This window comes from Gemmatimonadaceae bacterium (assembly GCA_020851035.1).
In the GTDB taxonomy this organism is placed as follows: Bacteria; Gemmatimonadota; Gemmatimonadetes; order Gemmatimonadales; family Gemmatimonadaceae; genus JACMLX01.
This window is the reverse complement of the sequence record JADZDM010000017.1, coordinates 12,696-32,625: the sequence shown is the minus strand read 5'-3', so window position 1 is coordinate 32,625 and position 19,930 is coordinate 12,696. Positions and strand designations below refer to the sequence as shown.

The window sequence follows — 19,930 nt, the reverse complement described above, 5'->3', positions numbered from 1 at the left end:
ATATCCGGGTCGTTAGCCAGTTCTGGTGCGCGCGTTGGTTCCGCAAGCACAGCGCTGGCGGGGCCATGCGCCGGACCGCGAGCACTAGGGACGCCTTGTGCGGATCGGGCCCAGCGCAGATCGTAGATGGAGCAATTAGTGACTGATTCACGGTACCGGCAGCCAAGGCCTGTTCTTGCGACGGGTGTCGAAAGGCTCGGCCGCCGCCCGCGGCGCTGCATCGCGACTTTAAGGTCAGGCGACACCTCGGAGACACAAGCGGGCAGGCCCGACCGGTTCGGTCAGGTTCCCACGTGAGGGCACGATGAAAGGTCCTAAGAAACGCTCGAAGAGTGGCCGCAAGCGCAAGAACCAGGCAGATGCCTTGCTTGCCTCCACCATTCAGGGCGGCGAGCAAGCCGGTACAGAGGTACTACTGGTGCGCGCCCGGGTTGCGCGTCGTCGCCAGAAGGCTGCGAGGCTGACACGGACTCGAAACGTGGCAGCGATACAGGCCGGCAGACTGGCGATTCCTGAGCGCACACGTTCAATGTTGAGCCTGTCCGCTCGAACCGGCACGCTGATGGCCGAGGGCGATTCATGGTTCGACTATCCCATGCACGACGTCCTGAGCATGCTCGAGGACGACTACGGGTACAACGTCGAGTCGGTTGCGCACCGGGGTGACCGGATCGAAGACATGGCGTACTCCGGCGGACAGGCTGAAGCTTTCGCTCGCAGATTGGAGAAGCTGCTACGAGCCAACGAGGTCCCCAGGGCCATTCTGCTGTCTGGCGGCGGAAACGACATCGCGGGGGACCAGTTCTCTCTCCTGCTCAACCATGCCGCATCACCTCTGCCCGCTACCAATGACGACATCGTGCGCGGTGTGATCGATGTCCGCATGCGTGATGCGTATGCGCACATGATCAGCGGTCTGACGACCATCACCAAGGGATATCTAGACGTCCCCCTGCCCATCGTCGTTCACGGCTACGCGCACCCGGTTCCCGATGGACGCGGGTTCATGGGAGGGTGGTCGCTGCTGCCCGGGCCGTGGCTGCGCCCTGGATTTGTGAGCAAGGGTCACGTGGATCAGTCGCTGAACACGAAAGTCACCGCGACCCTCATCGATCGCTTCAACAACATGATGGAGACACTGGTCTCGCTTCCCGCTTTCAACCATGTGCACTTCGTCGACCTTCGGACTGAGCTGCGCAATGATGGCGGATACCGCGAGCACTGGGCCAACGAGCTTCATCCAACGAAGGCCGGGTTCAAACTGGTCACGGCAAAGCTCGCAGCGCGCGTTGCAAGTCTGTAGGCGGGGTATCGTTCGTAAGTTGAGACCGGTGCCGTTTCACACTCCTCTTCTCGAGAGAATCCGCAATGGCGTGGCACGTCGTGGCAGTCAAATTGAACGCAGTCCGGAAGACCGTGGCAAAGGCTATTGACACCCAGGACGGCACGCTGAATCGCCTGATTGAATCCGGGAAGGCGGACGCGGTGTTTCCGGCAGCAGGCCGCGGTCGGGCGGCGGTGGAGAAGGCACAGCAGGCGCGTCCATCGACGCGCGCTCGACAGACTGCCGAGCCGACCCTCCCACTGCCGGACGCTTATGTCATCGACGTGACGACCGATGCGGAAACGCGAGAGTTACTGGAGCAGCTCGGAGAGGATCCGACTGTCGACTTTGCCTTCGTCGCCCCGCCCCGGTTCGTCCTGACCGCGCACCGCGGAAGCGGTGCACAGTCCACGAAGGGGACTGGGGCTCAGCCAAGCAGATGGGGCGTCTCGGCGATCAATCTCGACAAAGCGCGGCAGCAGGCCGGATTCAGTGACGTCTGTGAGGTCGTCGTTGGCATCATTGACTCTGGCTTAGACAGTTCCCATCCAGACCTTGCTGGGAGCAAGGCCACCTATGTCCCCCGGTCAGCACGGTCCAAGGACACGTCTGGACACGGAACGCATGTGACGGGTATTGTGGCGGCCGTGCCCGCAGGGCCGTTGGGGATGAAGGGCGTCTGCAAGCCGACGCTCAGGGTGTATCAGGCGCTGGACCCATATTCCCCAGCGCTCTACTACCGCACGCTCCGAGAGGCGCTCGAGACGTGCGATATTGTGAACCTGAGCCTAGGCGGGCCGCACGATCCCGTCGAGGAGCAGATAATTGCTCGCTCTCTCGACACCACGGTCGTGGTTGCTGCGATGGGCAACGAGTACGAGGAGGGCAACGAGACTTCGTATCCTGCTGCCATAGAGGGAGTTATAGCCGTCGGAGCGGTGGACCAGAATCTTCGCCGCGGTCAATTCAGCAACACTGGACCACATATTGCGCTCTGTGCGCCTGGGGTGGAAATCTGGTCGACTGTCCCATCGTACCGAGCGAAACTGGCGGCACAGGTGAATTATGATACTTGGGACGGGACCTCGATGGCGGCCCCTTTTGTAACAGGGGTGGTGGCGCTGCTTCTGGCCAAGGAGCCGGAGCTGGTGCCATCGCAAGTTCGAAATCGTCTCAAGACACGGTACTGTTTGGGGCAGACACAGTTCTGCGAAGAGTTCGGGGCAGGCATCATCGACGCCGAAGCGACACTCCGCTAGCACTGAGATCTCACGAAATCGGAAGCAGGATAGAGAGACATGGGACATCACCAGAAGAAGTCGTGACGAAGCGTCGAAACGCTTGGATTCCGATCACGGTGCGATTCGCATCGAGCATCGAATCCAGAAAGTCGCAGATGCTTCTGCTGGAACGGCTGCAGCAGATGCTGGACGAACTGAAGCAGCAGGGTCACATTCAAGACTCGAAAATCGACATCGTCTTCCCAGATGACGCCGATCCGGGTCTCGCGCGAATCTTCGTCGCCAACATCCAAGGAAACTCCGAAGCGGCAGCAAAGTTGCTAGCTCAGCGGACGGGAATCGACTACGCTGCCGTCTCGCCGGCGAGACGTTCGCAGCACTAGCGACGCACCCGTCTCACCCCGCCTGCTCGCGAGCGCGACGGCAGGAGGTCCAGCCGTCGTTCATGGTCTGCGTGGCAGGAGTACCACGCGTGCGGGTGACGTGGGTGGAGTCCAAGCAGTCAGGGCGGGCAATTGGCACCGTACTTCAGATCTCTCGTCACACTCTCGTGCTTTCCACTGAGCGCGTTCCGCTGCTCATCGCGCCCGGCGTCGGCTCAACACTAGGGGAGTTTCTGCACAAGTCTTGCAGTCGGATAGCGCCGACGGCATCCCAGTTGACCTGAGACTTTGGGCGCGGAGTGGGCGATGAGCGAGCAGCGGACTGAGCTTTGACCGGCTGAAAGGGTGAGGGCGTACTCGGCCTCGAAGGCGTTCGGTGACGGATAGTTCAAGGCGGCGTGCTGACTCAGCGCCAATCCGGCTGGAAGAGGTCGTCGAAGGTGCCGTTGTTGAACGCAGGATCACCCAGCTGCAGCCGGACGGCCACCCCATCGCTGACTCGCGTCACCTGCAGTGCGCCGATGTTGTTCCGGCCGATCACGTACGTGCCATCGGGCGACCACGACAGTCCAGGACTGAAGCCCGCGGCATTGATCAGGCGCCAGCCGCTGCCGTCGGCATTGACGACGTTCAGGGTCCCATCGAGGCCGAAGCCGTTGATGCTGGTTGGATCGAGATAGGCGACGCGATCACCACTCGCCGACCAGCGCGGCGCACGCGCCGCTGGCGCCAGCGTCACTCCCGCTGCCGTTGCGACGTCCAGCGCGCGCAACTCGGCACCCCTTGCGCCGGCGGTCAGGTAGGCGACCTTCGAGCCGTCCGGGGAGATGTCCGCACCACCATAGATGTCGAGCATGCCCGGCAGGTTGAGCAGCTGGACGACCGTGCCATCGGGCAGGATGCTCGACAGCGTGCCGTCAGGGAAGCCGGTGACGCCGGCCACGACCCTGATGCTGCCGTCGGCCATCCGACGTTGTGCATACACGTTGCCGAGCACGCCCGAGCTGATCTCGCGCTTCGCAACGCCGCTGGTGTCGATGACGACGATCACCGTTGCCGGACCGCCGGTACTGAAGGTGCCACGATGCAGCGTGACCTGCTGGCGCGCCTGGTCGAATTGCGGGAAGGTGCCGAGGTCACTGCCGACACTGCTGATCACCGTACGCGCGTCGGTGCCATCGATGTCGATCATGCGCACGGAGCCGTTGGAGGCGGACCAGACCAGCAATCGTCCCTGCGGGACCACGGTGACAATCGTCGAATCCTTCAACGTGCCGAAGCTGGCGTACACGGTCTCGGTCCCAAGCGCGAGTCCGGTGGCAGCGCCGGTCGTCGCGTCCAGCGAGAGCGCGCTGCCGGACGTACTGCTGACGGTCGGCAGCTCGCTGCGCAGGTTCCCCCACCTGTCGACGATCGCGCCACGCATCGACTTCGTCCTGCCGATGGAGAGCATGGTTGTTGCGCCAGCCAGGCGCACCGCTGCTGCCGCACCTGGGGTCACGGTGTATATCGCGGAATCGCTGTATGCGAAATCGGGAACGACGATGCGCACCACTGCGCGCCCGGCAATGGTGCCGAAGCGCAGCAGCGCACTGACCTTGCCCTTCGCGTCGACGGTATCCGATGCAACCGACTGCCAGTCTGCACCTGGAAACTGTCCGCAGACCGGCTCCGAGACGGAGCAGGCGTGCATCGTCGCGTACCCTCGCCGCGTCGTGTCCGTGGTGCGCTGCACCTCAAAGCGCACCACCGTGCCTCGTGCCGGCAGGCTGTCCGGCCCGCGCACCTCGACCACGAGGGACTGCAGCGGCTGCGCGTTGATCGTGTCGGTGGCACCTGCGCCAGCGAGGATCTTCAGGCCGGGCTTGACCGTGGCCGTCGGAGGAGGGACGGGTGTTGGTGCGGTCGAGGAATCACCGCGGCATGCGGAGAGCAGGGCGGTCGCGGTGGCGATGAGCAGTGGCAGGACACTGGACGTGCGACGCATTCGGGGCTCTGCGCGGAACGCTGGAAGAGGAGCAAATCGCGAATTTCCTGAACATAGCCCGAGCCGGCGGGATCGTCCATAGCGCGCATCGCGTCGAAAGGTCCTGACCTGTCGCTCCGAAATGGCCCCGCGCGCTCATGCCTCAACGCCACGGTAGGAGCGAGGCGAGCACGGTGCGGGGACCGGCCGCGGTGTCGACATTCGAGCACGCGTCGCCGGCGTCGACTTGCCGTCGCCGCATTCGTCCTGCGTGCCGCGCTGGCACCCTCGCGGTTCCGCAACTTCACTCCGCTTGCCGTATCGGTACCGACCGGTTCGCGTTCCGAGTCCAATCCGCTGCTGCTGTCCTCAGCGCACTTCGTGCAGCGGACGATCTCGGCGAACGACCGGGGGGTACTGAATGGTGGCGTGAAGCTCGGCGACAACTGGGACATGCAGACGGCCAACGAGAACGGACCGGAAGCCGGGCGCTACCTGTTCGCCCTTTACACAACCGGCGCGGCCGGAGTGAAGCGGTACGACAACGTGACGAGCCAGTCGGTGTCGATCATCGCAGAAGGCACACTGGGTCCCGCCATGCCGGGCCTGCGATCACGATGCACTCTGCCCTAAACGAGAGTCAGGCTGGACCAACTGTCGGGCAATGGTGGCCCCTGTTCCACGCACACAGCTCGCGGGGCCACAGTCGGCTATTTGGCCTGAAGTCGCGGCTCTGGGATCGCTCCGCGCCCTGCCGTCAGCCACGACGCCTCGTACTCACTCCATCGCGTGTCGTACCGCCGGAGGCGTTCAATGCCAGCAATGCTCAGCGGACCGACGGCGCCCAGCTCGACATGTCGGAAGACACGATGGCGACGCAGGCGGCGCATGATCACGGCATCCTCGATTGGCTGGCCAATCCAATCGTGGAGCATGTCCATTTGTTGGATATGCACCGTTTCATGGGCGAGCTCCAGCCGGCATCGTCGTGCACCTGACGACGTCGGCACGCAGCGACTGCTGCCTGTCCGCATGCGAATGGTGCCCGGCGCCGCACTGGCTCGATCGACTCCGCCGTCAAAGCTGTACAGCGATTGAAGAGTGACCGCGCCAGACCACAGCGTCGCTTCCCAGTCGATTTTGGTGTTCGCCTGCGAAGCCAGCATGGTCGCGTACAGCAGGTTCGTCGCGTTCACGCGCACAAGTGGCCAGCGTCGCGCGGCTGGCGTCCAGCGTGCCACAAGCGGACCGAAGTGCACCGGCACCGTGAAGTGCGAGTCCACAGCCGCGGAGCCGAGTCCCAGGCCGACATCGTGAACCACCCTCCCGACGAAGCCGGCGGGCCAACCTCCCGTCGCGGTGATTTGCCGACCGAGAGCCGTCGTGAGTCCACCGCCTGCGCCGAGCAAAACCGCGCGGCGCACTGGTCGGTTGCTCGACCACGCACGCATGCCGCCGACGGCGGCTCCGATCACGATGTTCGCCGCCGTTATCCGTGCACGAGCGGCGGGCGGAACGGGGTAGACATCGACAACTTGAGCCGAGCCGGTTCGGGGCGTGAGCAGCACTCCGCCAAGTCCCACACAGATCGATGTCTGTTGCACCCAGCGACCGATCATGTTGAGCGCATCGTGTCGAACATGCGAGGGAGGGCGGTGGACGAAGGATGCTTGCGTCCCTGCCGTCGTAGGACCACCGGAATGCGCATGGGCGCGACAGACGTTCGGAAGGTCCACCGCACGGCAGCAGGAGAGCGCTATACGATAGTAGCGCATCAGTCCACCCGCCGTCGGCGTGATCAGCCGAGGAAGGCGCGGTTCGCGCGTACCATCCAGAGGGCGCGTGAATGCACTATTGGCCGGTCGGTCGGCTGGCCGCACCGTGAGCGGGTGGTCGCCACGATCGCCATCTGGATTGAGCAACCAGGCATCCGGTGATCTGTCCAGCTCGCTTCACGCTTCGCGCTCCCCTGCGGAGCATGAGCGCTCGGTGTAGCCACCGAATTCTGGTACATGCTTGCCACGCTGGAGGTCGCGGGTTCGAGTCCCGTCTCCCGCTCTTGTAGATCGATGCTCGGCGCAAGTTTGCGCTCGGGTCAGCTCGCTGGCCGAAGCGTGCCCCTGCGCACTCGGCCGGGAGTATCGGCCTGACTTCGGCGAGGCCGCGCCGAAAAGCGCGAAGGCAGGTAGCTGCACCCTTCCTGGCGCTGAACTCCCGGGTGTGGGAGCGCAGCACCGCGACCGTTCCGCGCGGATCGCTGACGTGGCAGGCCATGCGGTTGAGTTCCAGACGCTCCGGCGAGATGTTGAGCCTTCATGCGCCACGTGCGCGCTCCAACAGCCACCCGCTGCGCATGACATATCCGCCTCCGCTCCACCCCTACATCCGCGAACCCCTCGGCACCGGTACCCTCCGCGACCGATCCGGCGCCTTCCTGCGCGCCAACGGCCATGCGGAGACGGCCACGCACTGCGACCGCGTCGCCGTCGAGGCCCGGCGCCTCGCACGACGATTCGACCTCGACCCCGACGCAGCCGACGCCGCTGGCCTGCTCCACGACATCAGTGCCGTCATCCCGAACGCCGAACGCTTGCAGGTGGCCGAAGCGCTCGGCCTCGCGATCCTCGACGCCGAGCGTGAACTGCCGATGATCGTGCACCAGCGACTCTCCGGGGTGATGGCCCAGGAACTCTTCGGCGTGAACGACCCGGCCACACTCTCCGCGATCGGCTGCCACACCACCCTCAAGCGTGATGCCAGCGCGCTGGACCGCGTCGTCTTCGTCGCCGACAAGATCAGCTGGGACCAGTTCGGCGATCCGCCGTACCTGAAGGAGATCGTGGTGGCGGTGGAGCAGTCACTCGAGGCCGGGGCGTACTGCTACCTGGAGTACTTGTTCGAGCGCAGAACGGACCTCGAGGTCGTCCATCCGTGGGCATGGGATGCGTACACGCAGCTGCGCGAATCGCGGGAGCACTGGGGACCATGAGCGTCACGCGCGATCCGTGGGCGATGCCCGCGCCTCGCCTCAGTCGCCGGGTTGCATTGTCGGCACTCGTCTCGGTACTCGCGACAGCGTGTGGTGCCGCGCGCGCCGCCGCGGCCGCGCCGGACTGGCGCATCACGAGGCTGCGCTCACTGGAACAGACGGCCCGCGGCCGGCTCGGCGCCTACATCCTCGACACGGCCACCGGCACCGGCGTGGGCTGGCGAGCGAACGAACGCTTCGCGCATTGCAGCTCGTTCAAGCTGTCGCTGGCTGCCATGCTGCTGCGCGGTGCAGACGAGGGCATGGTGGACCTCAGCGAGGTGCTGCACTGGGAGCCGAGCGACATGCTGAGCGTGAGTCCCGTGACGGCGGCGAACATCAGCAGTGGCCTGAGCGTCGAGGCGCTCGCGCGCGCAACGCTGGTGACGAGCGACAACACGGCAGCGAATGTGCTCATGCGGCGATTCGGCGGCCCGGCGGCACTCACCGCATTCTGGCGCACGCTGGGCGACCAGGTCAGTCGGATGGATCGATACGAACCGGCGCTGAACGACCGACCTGCCGGCTCGGACCTCGACACGACGACGCCTGTCGCGATGGCAAGGACCACGACCGCACTCGTAACGGGCAACGTGCTGTCGGTACCACGTCGGGCGACGCTGCGTGCGTGGATGACCGACGTGCGCACTGGTTCGCAGCGGATCAGGGCAGGGTTCCCACCGGACTGGCAGTCCGGTGACAAGACGGGCACGGGCATCGGCAATGCGCGGCACACGTATGTCGACATCGCGTACGGCGCGCCAGCAGGTCGTGCGCCGATCGTGGTGACGGCGTACTTCGAGCCTGCGCGACTGGTCGATCCGATGGATCCGGTGGCGTTGGAGACGCTGGCGGAGGTGGGGCGGATTGCGGCGGCCGGCCTGCTCCGGTCGCCTCCACGGTAGGGCCTTGGTTCGGAGAGGGTGAGCCGAGTCCTGGCATGCGAAATCGCGGCTTCGTTCTATTGAACTAGTCTGACTAGGCTGTTATCTTGTGGCATGCCGGACGAATACTCGATCTACGACGCCAAGGCCCAGCTCTCGGCCCTCGTCAGGCGAGTTCGCGAGGGCAGCTCGTTCATCATCACCGTCCACGGCGAGCCGGTTGCCGAGTTGCGTCCGATCACGCCGCCGGAGAAGAAGCCGCAGACGCTCGAGGAGCGGATTGCGGAGCTCGAGGCGCGGGGGGAGATCACTCCGGCGGTCGGGCATCCCAGTGAGTTCCTGGACCTCCCATTCGGCGACGCGGCTCCGGGGGCACTGCAGCGGTTCCTCGAGGATCGAGAATGAGCGCGGCATTCGTCGACAGCTCCGTTCTCGTGGCCGTCGCGCTGGATGAGGCAGCGGCGCCCGACGTGAAGCGAAGGCTCGCGAGCTTTGCCCTCGTCCACGCGTCACCGTTACTCGAAGCCGAACTGGCGAGTGTGTGTCGGCGCGAGGGGCGTGGTGCATCCGCCGGGCTGCTTCGCCCGCTGCGATGGGTCACCGTGCCGCGGGCGCTGACACCGGAGATCGCCCGGGTGCTCGGTGCCGGCTACGTGCGCGGTGCGGACTGCTATCACCTCGCGACAGCGCTGTACCTGTCGCCTGATCCATCGAAGCTGACATTCCTGACCAACGACAAGCGCCAGCGGGAAGTGGCGCAATCGCTTGGCTTCGGCGTCTGAGCGCTCCGTTGGGAGACACGACGGCCCTGCCTCCGATGCCGGAAGCAGGGCCGTCGTCGTTTCAGGCGTGAACCTGCCGGCCTACCTCACCAGCGCCAGCTCCTCATTCATCAGTTCCACCACCCGCGCCTTCGCATCCGCCAGCGCGATCTCCCCCTTGTCGACCTTCGCCAGCAGCGCCTTCTGCGCCAGGTAGTCCTTGTTCACCACACCAGCCTTGCTCTGCAGCATCCGCCACGCCTTCCGGCGCTCCACCGCGAACAGCACCATCTGCCGCGTGACCGCGTAGTACTTGAACACGCCATCCACCTCGACCTTGATGTAGCAGTCGAAGTTCGGGATGAAGCTCCGGTGGTTCGGGTCGAACACGCGACGGTGGATCACGTCGTCCTGCGTCACGAACACCAGCATCTGGTCGAACGGCACCATCGTCGCCGCGGCTTCGGCGGTCACCTGCTTCAGGTGCTTGCGGAAGCGACCCTCGGTCAGCGCCCAGTGCGCGACGGTGAACGTGTACGCCTCGCCGTTCGACGCGTACTTGGTGTTCCACCAGTCACGATCGACGCTCGGGTTCCCCTTCAGGTCGAACGCCTCCTGCGTCGTCTCACCCTTGCGCGGGTTGAACACGAACTCGGGCATCCCGCGCGCGTCGCGCACGAGCTTGGCCTGGTCGGCGCTCATGTTGTCACCCACGCCATGCTCGGGCTGGCAGGTGGTGTACGCCTGGAAGAACGCCGTGCCGCGGTACTCGAGGCCATCGATGAAGGCCTTGTACAGCTTCGGCGCGTTCGCCACCGACACCTGCGCCACGAACGGGCTGCCATGCCCGCTGGTGAACGCCTCGGCCACGTTCTTCTTCTCGATCAGCTTGCCCTGGCTGGCCACGCCGAACTGGTTCATGTCGTAGCCGCCCAGCATCGTGCTGCTGTCGGAGTTCTGGCCGCCGGTGTTGCTGTACACCTGTGTGTCCAGCATGATCATCTTCACGTTCGGGCGGTTCTGCAGCATCACCTTCGACACGTTCTGGAAGCCGATGTCGCCCAGTGCGCCGTCGCCACCCACCACCCACACCTTCGGCAGCTCGCGGATCTCCTGCTCGGTCATCAGCGCGTCGTCGAGGTGCGTGAGCGTGAAGTAGGCCTCTTCCGACATCGCCGTGCCGGACAGCAGCATGTCGGCCAGCCGCTCCGGCACCACGCTGCGGTGCGCATGCTCGATGATCACCGACTCGGCCATCAGCCAGCTGATGGTCGCGCCATCCTGGAAGAGGGAGTTCATCCACGGGTACGGATGCGGGTTGGCCGGCGGCGTGGAGCCGTACACGGTGTTGCAGCCGGTGCTGGCGCCCATCATCATGACCGACATGCCGTTGGCCTGGCGTCCGTCGATGGCCTGCAGCTCCTTGTGGTTGAACGCGTCCTGCCGCAGCACGGCCGCGAGCCCGTCCACGAGCTGCGTTGCGGTGATCGGGCCATGCTCGGCCTCGTAGGCGGCGATCCGGACGGCGGTGTCGGCGTCGTTCTCGCCGCCGAGCCCCATGACGATGTGGGCGAAGGCGGTGCGGAATCGTGCAAATTGTGCACTGTCACCGGTTTCGAGGGCCGAGAGCGCGGCCGGGCCCTCCGCCACGATGCGCGCGGCCTTGGCGGTGAGGCGGTCGGCCTTGCGGTGGTAGATGGGGCGCATGTACGCCTCGGTCACGCTGGCCACCGAGCGGAGCACGCTCTTCTCCCCGCAGCCGGCGCAGGCGCCGTCACCACTCACCATCGCCTCGTAGTTGCGGCGCACCATCAGGTGGTTGCGCAGCGTCGCCTCGCGCGAGCTGGTGATGTCGGCGTCACTGTGCAGGCCGAGGTACTTCTGCGGTGTGTCGGGGAGCAGGCGGGAGAAGACCTGCGCCGTCGTCAGCTCGGCATTCAGCTCCTCGGTCTCGCGGGTCATGCGCAGTGCGTCGTGGTCGCCGCACACCTGCACGCACTCGCCGCACCCCTTGCAGAGGTCGGAGACGAAGATCGAGAACAGGCCGCCGTTGCCGGGGGTCTTGGTCTCGATGGTGCGGAAGATCGCGGGCACCTGGCTGTACGCCAGCGGCAGCTTGTCGATGATGTTCGTGAACTGCGCGCGGCCCTCGGGAGATACGGTGGTGAGCCCCTCGACCTCCTCGCGGATGATCTGCGGGAAGGGGATGTTCGTCTTCGCCTTCACCGACTCGTTCATCTTCACGCGGGCACGCGACTCGATCCCCGCGATCTCACTCCGGAATGCCATCCGGTCGGCCGGCGACGAGACGTAGTTGTCCGACGCCGTCACCAGCACCGTCGAGATCTCCTGCGCGGTGTTGGGCAGGGCCGTGTCAGGACAGACCGAGATGCACTCCATGCACTGCGTGCAGTTCTCGGGGATGTAGACCGGCGTCTCGCGGCGGGCGACGTACTTGGACTGGGTGGCCCCGGTGCCGCTGCCCATGATGCCGACCGAGGCGAGGGCGCTGGACGGCTGGTGGTAGCCCAGCCCGTTACGGAACTCGCTGTCGAACTTGGCGATGGTCTGCAGCGGCGCACGCCGGAGCTGCACGGCAGGGGTGGGCACGCCGCCGCCACCGCAACTGCCGCAGCCGGCGGTGGGCGGGAAGTGCACGTCGCTGATGGGGGCCAGCAGCGGGTTCCGCATCGAGCTGCGATCGGGGTCGTCGGCACGGCCGATGGATATCTCGGTCACGCGCGAGAAGCCCTCGGTCATGACCGTCATGTTCGACTCGACCACGGCGTCGCCGAAGCGCGCGAACTTCTTCACGTACTGCTTGCGCACCACCGACAGGTACTGGTCCTCGGTGATGCCGAACGTCTTCAGGAACGGCGACACCCGGAAGAACGCGCCGAGGAACGCGTTGCCCTGCATGCGGAGCTGGAGCTCCGTCTGGTCGGTGGCCTTGCGGGCGATGTCGAAGCCGGGGAGGATGAACACCCGGATGTTGTTCTCGATCACGAACTCGCGGTACTTCGCCGGGATGCGTGACCAGGCGGTGTCGGGGGACTCGCTCGACTCCCAGACCAGCGACCCGCCGCGCTTGAGCCCCTCGAGCGGGTTGGTGTGTGTGAACGCCTTGGGGTCGCAGCAGAGCACCACGTCCACGTGGTTCAGCTCGCAGTTCACCTTGATCTGCGACGGGGCGACGGTGAGGTAGTAGTTCGTGGGCGCGCCCTTCTTCTCCGACCCGTACTTGGGGTTCGCCATCACGAACAGCTTGTCCATCAGGATGCCGTCGGCGTCGTACTTCGCATCCTGCTCGGAGATGAACTGCCCGAAGTCGCCGATGATGGAGCCGAGGTTCTTGCCGGTGGTGATCATGCCCCACCCGCCGATGGAGTGGAAGCGCACCGCGATGGCGCCTTCCGGCAGCAGCGACGGGGCGTCCTTGGATGTCACGGCGTATGGGTGGTCCACGCCGAGCACGAAGAACGACTTCCCGTCGTCGGCGCCGAGTCCGTCGGTGCGGCGGGTGGTGCCGGTGGCGAACTCGTAGGCGCCGATGGTGTGCTCGGGGCGGAAGTCGCGCGAGCCGATGCCGTAGGCGCCGCGGAAGAGGCGCGGGGTCTCGTCGGGGGTGAGCGGCACGCGCGTGCCGCCGTACTTCGCCGCCTCGTTCGCCTTGTTGAGCGCGACGCGGATGTCGCGGCCGAGGGGGTTGTCGCCGGCGAGGCTCTCGTCGGTGCGCTCCAGGATGATGACGCGCTTCTTCCCGCGCAGCGCCTCGACGATGGCATCGTCGGGGAAGGGCCGGATGACGTTGACATGGATCGAGCCGACCTTCGCGTTGCGCTGCTCGCGCAGGTAGTCACACGCCGCCTCGATGTTCTCCGCGGCGCAGCCGAGTGACACGAAGACCGTGTCGGCGTCGTCGGTGCGGTACTGGCTCACGAGGCCGTAGTGGCGGCCGGTGAAGTGCGCGAACTCGTCGTACGCTGCCGAGAGCATCGGCAGGATGTGTTCGTTGAAGTTGTTGCGCCGGGCCACCACGCCGTTCATGTGGTGTTCCTGGTTCTGCACGGGGCCGAGCAGGACGGGGTTCTTGAGGTCCAGCATCTGCGGGACGCGGCGACGCGTGGGGCCGAAGAGTTCGCGCTGTGCCGGCGTGGGGCAGGGGATCTGTTCGTCCGGTGCACCGAGGAACTCGCGCAGGAATTCCGGCTCGGGGGCAAGGTACATGCGCTCACTGTGCGTGGTGAGCATCCCGTCCTGGATGTTCATGCCCGGGTTCAGCGCCAGCTCGGCCACCTTGCGCAGGATCATCGCCTGGTCGGCGGCCTGCTGCGCGTCCTTGGCCATGAGCATGATCCAGCCCGTGTCGAGCGCGGCGTAGATGTCGTCGTGGCCGCAGTGCACGTTGAGCGCATGCTTGGTGAGCGCGCGGGCGCCGACCTGCAGCACCATCGTGGAGAGCTTGCCCGGCGCGTGGTAGTACTGCTCCATCGCGTAGACGAGGCCCTGGCCCGACGTGAAGTTCACGGTGCGGCGACCGGTGACGGCGAAGGCGGTGGCACCGCCCTGGGCCGCGTGTTCACCCTCCGTCTCGGCCGCGACCTTCTGGTGCCCCCAGACGTTCAGCTCACCGGCGGCGAACGACGCCTGGTAGATCTCGCCGCCCTCGGTGGACGGGGTGATCGGGTAGAAGACGCCGCCCTCGGTGATGCGGGTCTCGACGTAGTGCGCGACGAGGTAGTTGCCGCTGCAGGTGACGTGGAAGCCCGGGTACTTGTGCTTCTCCGGCGCGCCGGTGGGGGAGGGTGACGGGGTGCTGGGCGTCGGGGCTGCGGCGGGGTGGCTCATCCGGAAGGATCGGTCGCGCGCGTGCGCGGGTGGGACTCAGCGAGCTGAAGCGAGAACCGGCACGTAACCGGCTAAGGAAAGGATGCCCCCGGTAGGCCGGGTGCGCTACCGGGGGTGATGCTTGGGCCCGGTTGGGATGGGTGTCTTTCAAGATCCCCGTCCCCTTGAACTCGAGATCCCCGTCCCCTTGAAGCCCCTCGCGTTCAAGATCCCCGTCCCCTTGAACTCAAGATCCCCGTCCCCTTGAACGCGGAAGACTCGGCCGGCGCGAGTCGCCGCAGGCACGCCGGACGGGCTGGCGGGCAGAACAGGGGATGCGGGGATGGTAGGACCCGCGGGCGCCGCTCTGCTGCACCCTTGACACGTCAAAAATCTGAATGATGTTCAGAAAAATACTAGCAAAGGCTAGTTTCTGGCGGACACCTGCTCCTGGCGGGACCGGCGCGGCCTACGGCCCCCCGGACTCCACAGGCGCCGCGCGCCGCCGCCTCGCTGGAACGGACTCCCGCCCCGGGTCGCCATGCGCCTGTTCTCCGTCCTCGTCGCAGGAGCCGTCGCGCTCCCGCTGCTTCTCCCGCCGGCTGCCGGTGCCCAGCGCCGCCGCCCGTCCGCCCAGCCCGCGGCCGATGCCCCGCTGGTGGCGTCCGACATGCTGGGCCAGCTCACCTTCCGGCACATCGGGCCCGAGGGGAACCGGGTCGTTGCGGTGGCCGGCATTCCCGGCGACCCGAACATCATCTACGCCGGTGCCGCCTCCGGCGGGATCTTCAAGACCACCGACGCGGGGCTGCACTGGGACCCGATCTTCGACGGGCAGCCGGTGCTCTCGATCGGCGCCCTCGCGATCGCCCCATCGGACCAGAACGTGGTGTGGGCGGGCACCGGTGAGCCGAACATCCGGAGCAACATCTCGGTGGGGTGGGGCATCTTCCGCTCCACCGACGCCGGGCGCACGTGGAAGAAGCTGGGCCTCGACAACACGGGCCGCATCGCCCGCATCGCGATCCATCCGACGAACCCGGACATCGTCCTCGTCGCAGCGCTGGGCACGGGCTACGGGCCGCATCCCGACCGCGGCGTCTACCGCACGGCCGATGGTGGCACGACGTGGACCCGTGTGCTCTTCGTGGACGAGAAAACGGGCGGCAACGACGTGGAGTTCGATCCGCACAATCCGCGCATCGTGTACGCCACCACCTGGCAGTTCGAGGTGCACACGTGGGGTCGCACGAGTGGCGGGCCGGGGAGCGGCATCTGGAAGAGCACCGACGGCGGCGCCACCTGGACGCGCCTGCGCGGCAACGGGTTGCCGACGAAGCCGTTCGGCAAGGCGGACCTGTCGGTCGCGCCAACGAACCCCGACCGGATCTATGCGCTGATCGAGACCAGCGATGGTGTGCCGCTGCCCGGCGTCGAAACCGAGACGGGGGAACTCTGGCGCTCGGACAACGGCGGTGCGAGCTGGAATCTGGTGAGCCATGACCGGCAGCTCGGCGGGCGCACGCACTACTACACGCGCGTGGTGGTGGCCCCCGACAACGAGAACGAGGCGTACTTCCTGGCCGCCAACTGGTCGAAGACCCTCGACGCCGGCCGGCACATCATCGACCCGCCGTATTCGCAGTACCCGGGTGGCGACCACCACGACCTGTGGATGGATCCGCGCAACACCGACCGCATGGTGGTGGCGCACGATGTCGGCGTCTCGATCACCAGCAACCGCGGGCGCACCTGGAACCGGATCCAGCTGCCTATCGCGCAGATGTACCACGTCACGGTGGACAATCGCATCCCGTACTTCGTGTACGGCAACCGGCAGGACGGCCAGTCGGCGCGTGGGCCGAGCAACAGCCGTGTGATCGGTTACTTCGGCGACGCCGGGATCCCGCGCGCGGCGTGGCACTCGGTGGGCGGCGGCGAGAGCGGCTGGGCCACGCCCGATCCGGTGGACTCCAACCTCGTCTGGTCGAGCGCATCGGGGAACGGCAGCGTCGGCGGCATCGTCACGCGCTATGACTTGCGCACGCGCATCTCGTCGCCGGTGGAGATCTGGCCCGAGGTCACCACGGGGCACGGTGCCGACTCGGTGAAGTACCGCTTCCAGTGGTCGTTCCCGCTCACGATCTCGCCGCACGACCACAACCGGGTGTACGTGGGCAGCCAGCATGTGCATGCCACCGGCGACGGCGGACGGTCGTGGCAGGTGATCAGCCCGGACCTGACGCGCAACGACCGCACGCGGCAGGGCATCTCCGGCGGCCTCACCCCGGACAACATCGGCGTGGAGTACGCCGGCGTGGTGTTCGCGATCGCCGAGTCGCCGGTCGCGAAGGGGCAGCTCTGGGCCGGCACGAATGACGGGCTGGTGCAGCTCTCGGTGGACAACGGCGCGAGCTGGACGAACGTGACCCCGAAGGCGGCGGGCCTGCCGGAATGGGCGACCATCAGCAACATCGCGCCCTCGCGGTGGGATGCGAACACGGCGTACCTCACCGTGGATGCACACCAGGTGGACAACCACGACCCCTGGGTGTTTCGCACGACGGACCTGGGGAAGACGTGGACGCTGCTGGTCGCCGGCATCGCGAAGTCGCCGCTCTCGTATGCACACTGGGTGAAGGAGGATCCGGTGCGGCGTGGCCTGTTGTACCTGGGCACCGAGAACGCACTCCATGTCTCGTTCAACGGCGGCGCGCTCTGGCAGCCGCTGCAGAACAACCTGCCGCACGCCCCGGTGGTGGACGTGACGGTGCAGGAACACTTCAACGACCTGGTGCTCGCCACCTACGGGCGTGGCTTCTGGATCCTCGATGACGTCACGCCGCTCCAGCAGCTCTCGGCGGAGGTGGTGGCGAAGGACGCGCACCTGTTCGCACCGCGTCCGGTGTACCGGTTCCGCATGGCCGAGGGGCCGTGGGCGCCGTTCGAGGACCAGGTGGCGGGCACGAACCCGCGCTACGGCGCCTCGCTGAGCTACTGGCTCAAGTCGGTGCCCGCCACCCCGCCGGTGCTGACGATCCTCGACGCCCGCGATTCCGTGGTGCGCACGCTGGAGGCCACGGCGCTGCCCGGCGTGAATCGCGTCTACTGGGACCTGCAGTCCGACTGGTCGAAGCCGGTGCTGGTGCGAACGAGCCCGTTGCACGCGCCAGAGGTGACGGTGGGCGTGACGGGGCGCAGCGCGCCGGGCGTGTACCCCACGAGCATCATGCTCCCGCCAGGCAGGTACACCGTGAAGCTGACTGTCGGCACCACGGTGCAGGTGCAGCCGATCGAGGTGCGGCGTGACCCGAACAGCCAGGCCACCGATGCGGGGATCGTCGCGAAGACGACACTGCAGCGCGAGCTGACGACGCAGCTGGACAGCGCGGTGGCGATGATCAACGCGATCGAGGTCGCACGGGCGCAGCTGCTGACGGTGAAGGCGACCATCACCGACACGGCGGTGCTGGCACGGGCCGGTGTGGTGGAGCAGCGGCTGGTGGACGTGGAGGAGGCGCTGATCCAGCTCCGGATCACGGGGCGCGGGCAGGACATGATCCGGTACCAGGCGAAGCTGGCCGAGAAGTTCTTCTACCTGATCAACGACCTCAATGGCTCGGACGACCCGCCCACCGAACCGCAGCGCACTGTGGGGAGCCTGCTCACGGCGCGCACCCGCGCCGCCCGCACGGCGCTGGATGCGGTGATGCGCGAGCACGTCGCGCCGTTCAACCAGCTCCTGCGTGACAAGGGGCTGGCGGGAATCTCCACCACCACGCCGAGGGCGAACTGATGCGACGAGTCCTGGTGGTCACCGCGGGGCTGCTCCCGGCGTGCGCGACGCACCGGCCGCCGGCCGACCTGCTGCTCATCAACGCGAACGTGCACACGCTGGACGCCGGCCGGCCGCGGGCCGAGGCGATCGCCATCCGCGGTGACCGGATCGTGTTCGTCGGGTCGTCGACGGATGCGCGCGCGCTGCAGGGCAGTGCCACGGTGGTGCGCGACCTGGCCGGTGCAACGGTGGTGCCGGGCCTGGCGGACGCGCACTACCACCTGGGTGGTGTGGGTGAGCGCGAGATGACGCTCAACCTCGAGGGCACCGACACGAAGGCGGCCTTCCTCGCTCGGGTGCAGGAGCGCGTGGCGCAGACGCCGGCGGGCGAGTGGGTGATCGGGTCGGGGTGGATCGAGACGTTCTGGGTGCCGCAGGCGTTCCCGACGCGGCAGGACCTGGACCGGATCGCGCCGGACCATCCGGTGGTGCTCACACGGGCCGATGGGCATGCGTCCGTGCTCAACTCGAAGGCGCTGGCGGTGGCGCAGGTCACGCGCACCACGCCGGATCCGAAGGGTGGCTCGATCCTCCGGGATGCCTCCGGCGAGGCCACCGGCATGCTCATCGACTGGGCACAGGGCCTGATCGCGGTGCACATGCCGAAGGACAGCCCGGCGAAGCGTGACTCGATGCTGGTGGTCGGTGCGCGCCGCAGCACGGAGCTGGGATGGACACAGGTGCAGAACGCGGGTGGCAGCTGGGACGAGGTGGGGCGCCTGCGCCGGCTCTATGCCAGCGGGACGATGAAGCTGCGCGTGTACCAGGCGATCGGCGGGCCGGGAAAGGAGTCCGACTCCCTGCTCGCGGTGGGACCGAGTGTGGGTGAGTTCGGTGGCCGGCTGACGATCCGCACGATCAAGACGTTCGTCGATGGCGCACTCGGGTCACGCGGCGCACTGCTGCTGGCGCCCTACAGCGACGAGCCGGCCGCGAAGGGATTGATGACGGGTGACACGGCCAAGCTGCGCCCGATGCTGGCGGCCGCGCTGGCGAAGGGTGTGCAGGTCGAGGCGCACGCGATCGGCGACTCGGCCAACCGGCTGATCCTCAACCTGTACGACGCCGCGTTCCGGACCGTCGCGCCGGCGCAGCGGGCCGGGGCATCGCGCGACCTGCGCTGGCGTATCGAACATGCCCAGATCATCGACCCGGCGGACATTCCCCGCTTCAAGTCGCTCGGCGTGATCCCCTCGATGCAGCCGTCCCACGCGATCGGCGACCTCTATTTCGCCGACAAGCGCCTCGGCGTGCCGCGGCTGTCGGGGGCCTATGCGTGGAAGTCGTTCATCGACCAGGGTGTGCCGGTGGCCGGTGGGTCGGATGCGCCGGTGGAGCGTGGCGAGCCGATGATCGAGTTCTACGCCGCCGTCGCCCGTCGTGACATCCGCGGCAAGGCGGGTGACGACGCGGTGTGGCACCCCGAGCAGCGGGTGAGCCGGACCGAGGCGCTGCGGATGTTCACGACGTACGCCGCGCACGCGGCCTTCGAGGAGCGCGTGCGCGGGTCGATCACGGTGGGCAAGTGGGCGGACCTCACGGTGCTCGATCGCGACATCATGTCCATCCCCGATGCCGAGATCCTGCTGACCCGGGCCGTGATGACGCTGATCGCCGGGGAGATCGTGTTCGAGCGGAAGCGGTAGGCACAGGTGTCATGGCACGCGGCCGGCGTGTG

13 protein-coding genes are annotated in these 19,930 nt (G+C 66.8%); 10 read left to right on the top strand and 3 right to left on the bottom strand.

All coding sequences use genetic code 11. The features are described from left to right. The first annotated feature begins 304 nt into the window (after nucleotides 1-304). The 3 genes from IT355_11345 (at nucleotide 305) to IT355_11335 (ending at nucleotide 2,948) form a co-directional block, all read left to right on the top strand. Complete coding sequence (locus IT355_11345) at nucleotides 305-1,303, top strand: SGNH/GDSL hydrolase family protein (protein ID MCC7053853.1); 999 nt, start codon at nucleotides 305-307, stop codon at nucleotides 1,301-1,303. 65 nt (nucleotides 1,304-1,368) lie between these two features. Continuing rightward, nucleotides 1,369-2,583: a S8 family serine peptidase gene (locus IT355_11340; protein MCC7053852.1), complete on the top strand. Its 1,215-nt coding sequence runs from the start codon at nucleotides 1,369-1,371 to the stop codon at nucleotides 2,581-2,583. 62 nt (nucleotides 2,584-2,645) lie between these two features. Continuing rightward, nucleotides 2,646-2,948, top strand: coding sequence for a hypothetical protein (locus IT355_11335; protein MCC7053851.1), 303 nt, complete (start codon nucleotides 2,646-2,648; stop codon nucleotides 2,946-2,948). Nucleotides 2,949-3,354: 406 nt separating this feature from the next. On the opposite strand, the gene IT355_11330 is transcribed toward IT355_11335, so the two are convergent. After that, a complete protein-coding gene (locus IT355_11330) occupies nucleotides 3,355-4,935 on the bottom strand; it encodes a hypothetical protein (protein MCC7053850.1) in 1,581 nt (526 codons plus the stop codon). A 360-nt stretch (nucleotides 4,936-5,295) separates the two neighbouring features. Here IT355_11330 and IT355_11325 point away from each other — a divergent pair, with 360 nt between their 5' ends. After that, nucleotides 5,296-5,547 (top strand): hypothetical protein, encoded by a 252-nt coding sequence (locus IT355_11325; GenBank protein ID MCC7053849.1) that lies wholly within the window; start codon nucleotides 5,296-5,298, stop codon nucleotides 5,545-5,547. A 77-nt stretch (nucleotides 5,548-5,624) separates the two neighbouring features. Here IT355_11325 and IT355_11320 read toward each other — a convergent pair whose 3' ends face one another. After that, complete coding sequence (locus IT355_11320; protein ID MCC7053848.1) at nucleotides 5,625-6,533, bottom strand: hypothetical protein; 909 nt, start codon at nucleotides 6,531-6,533, stop codon at nucleotides 5,625-5,627. Between the two features lie 734 nt (nucleotides 6,534-7,267). On the opposite strand from IT355_11320, the gene yqeK reads away from it, so the two are divergent. The 4 genes from yqeK (at nucleotide 7,268) to IT355_11300 (ending at nucleotide 9,608) form a co-directional block, all read left to right on the top strand. Then, entirely contained in the window at nucleotides 7,268-7,903 is a 636-nt protein-coding gene (gene yqeK, locus IT355_11315) for a bis(5'-nucleosyl)-tetraphosphatase (symmetrical) YqeK (protein ID MCC7053847.1), read from the top strand. After that, nucleotides 7,900-8,847 (top strand): class A beta-lactamase, encoded by a 948-nt coding sequence (gene bla, locus IT355_11310; protein MCC7053846.1) that lies wholly within the window; start codon nucleotides 7,900-7,902, stop codon nucleotides 8,845-8,847. The genes yqeK and bla overlap by 4 nt, the downstream gene beginning before the upstream one ends. A gap of 93 nt (nucleotides 8,848-8,940) precedes the next feature. Further along, on the top strand, nucleotides 8,941-9,231 hold the full coding sequence (locus tag IT355_11305) for a type II toxin-antitoxin system prevent-host-death family antitoxin (GenBank protein MCC7053845.1): 291 nt from the start codon (nucleotides 8,941-8,943) through the stop codon (nucleotides 9,229-9,231). Continuing rightward, nucleotides 9,228-9,608, top strand: a complete 381-nt coding sequence (locus IT355_11300; GenBank protein MCC7053844.1) for a PIN domain-containing protein — start codon at nucleotides 9,228-9,230, stop codon at nucleotides 9,606-9,608. The genes IT355_11305 and IT355_11300 overlap by 4 nt, the downstream gene beginning before the upstream one ends. Before the next feature lie 81 nt (nucleotides 9,609-9,689). Here the strand turns inward: IT355_11300 and IT355_11295 are convergent, their stop codons facing one another. Next, nucleotides 9,690-14,435, bottom strand: coding sequence for a 2-oxoacid:acceptor oxidoreductase family protein (locus tag IT355_11295; protein ID MCC7053843.1), 4,746 nt, complete (start codon nucleotides 14,433-14,435; stop codon nucleotides 9,690-9,692). Nucleotides 14,436-14,955: 520 nt separating this feature from the next. On the opposite strand from IT355_11295, the gene IT355_11290 reads away from it, so the two are divergent. Both IT355_11290 and IT355_11285 read left to right on the top strand, forming a co-directional pair. Beyond that, on the top strand, nucleotides 14,956-18,210 hold the full coding sequence (locus IT355_11290) for a hypothetical protein (protein MCC7053842.1): 3,255 nt from the start codon (nucleotides 14,956-14,958) through the stop codon (nucleotides 18,208-18,210). Next, complete coding sequence (locus IT355_11285; protein MCC7053841.1) at nucleotides 18,210-19,898, top strand: amidohydrolase; 1,689 nt, start codon at nucleotides 18,210-18,212, stop codon at nucleotides 19,896-19,898. The genes IT355_11290 and IT355_11285 overlap by 1 nt, the downstream gene beginning before the upstream one ends. Nucleotides 19,899-19,930 lie beyond the last annotated feature (32 nt).

Excerpts from the sequence above, each read along its gene's own strand:
- IT355_11345 (MCC7053853.1), top strand. The coding sequence starts at position 305 with ATGAAAGGTCCTAAGAAACGCTCGAAGAGTGGCCGCAAGCGCAAGAAC.
- IT355_11340 (MCC7053852.1), top strand. The coding sequence starts at position 1,369 with ATGGCGTGGCACGTCGTGGCAGTCAAATTGAACGCAGTCCGGAAGACC.
- IT355_11330 (MCC7053850.1), bottom strand. The coding sequence starts at position 4,935 with ATGCGTCGCACGTCCAGTGTCCTGCCACTGCTCATCGCCACCGCGACC.
- IT355_11320 (MCC7053848.1), bottom strand. The coding sequence starts at position 6,533 with ATGATCGGTCGCTGGGTGCAACAGACATCGATCTGTGTGGGACTTGGC.
- yqeK (MCC7053847.1), top strand. The coding sequence starts at position 7,268 with ATGACATATCCGCCTCCGCTCCACCCCTACATCCGCGAACCCCTCGGC.
- bla (MCC7053846.1), top strand. The coding sequence starts at position 7,900 with ATGAGCGTCACGCGCGATCCGTGGGCGATGCCCGCGCCTCGCCTCAGT.
- IT355_11305 (MCC7053845.1), top strand. The coding sequence starts at position 8,941 with ATGCCGGACGAATACTCGATCTACGACGCCAAGGCCCAGCTCTCGGCC.
- IT355_11300 (MCC7053844.1), top strand. The coding sequence starts at position 9,228 with ATGAGCGCGGCATTCGTCGACAGCTCCGTTCTCGTGGCCGTCGCGCTG.
- IT355_11295 (MCC7053843.1), bottom strand. The coding sequence starts at position 14,435 with ATGAGCCACCCCGCCGCAGCCCCGACGCCCAGCACCCCGTCACCCTCC.
- IT355_11290 (MCC7053842.1), top strand. The coding sequence starts at position 14,956 with ATGCGCCTGTTCTCCGTCCTCGTCGCAGGAGCCGTCGCGCTCCCGCTG.
- IT355_11285 (MCC7053841.1), top strand. The coding sequence starts at position 18,210 with ATGCGACGAGTCCTGGTGGTCACCGCGGGGCTGCTCCCGGCGTGCGCG.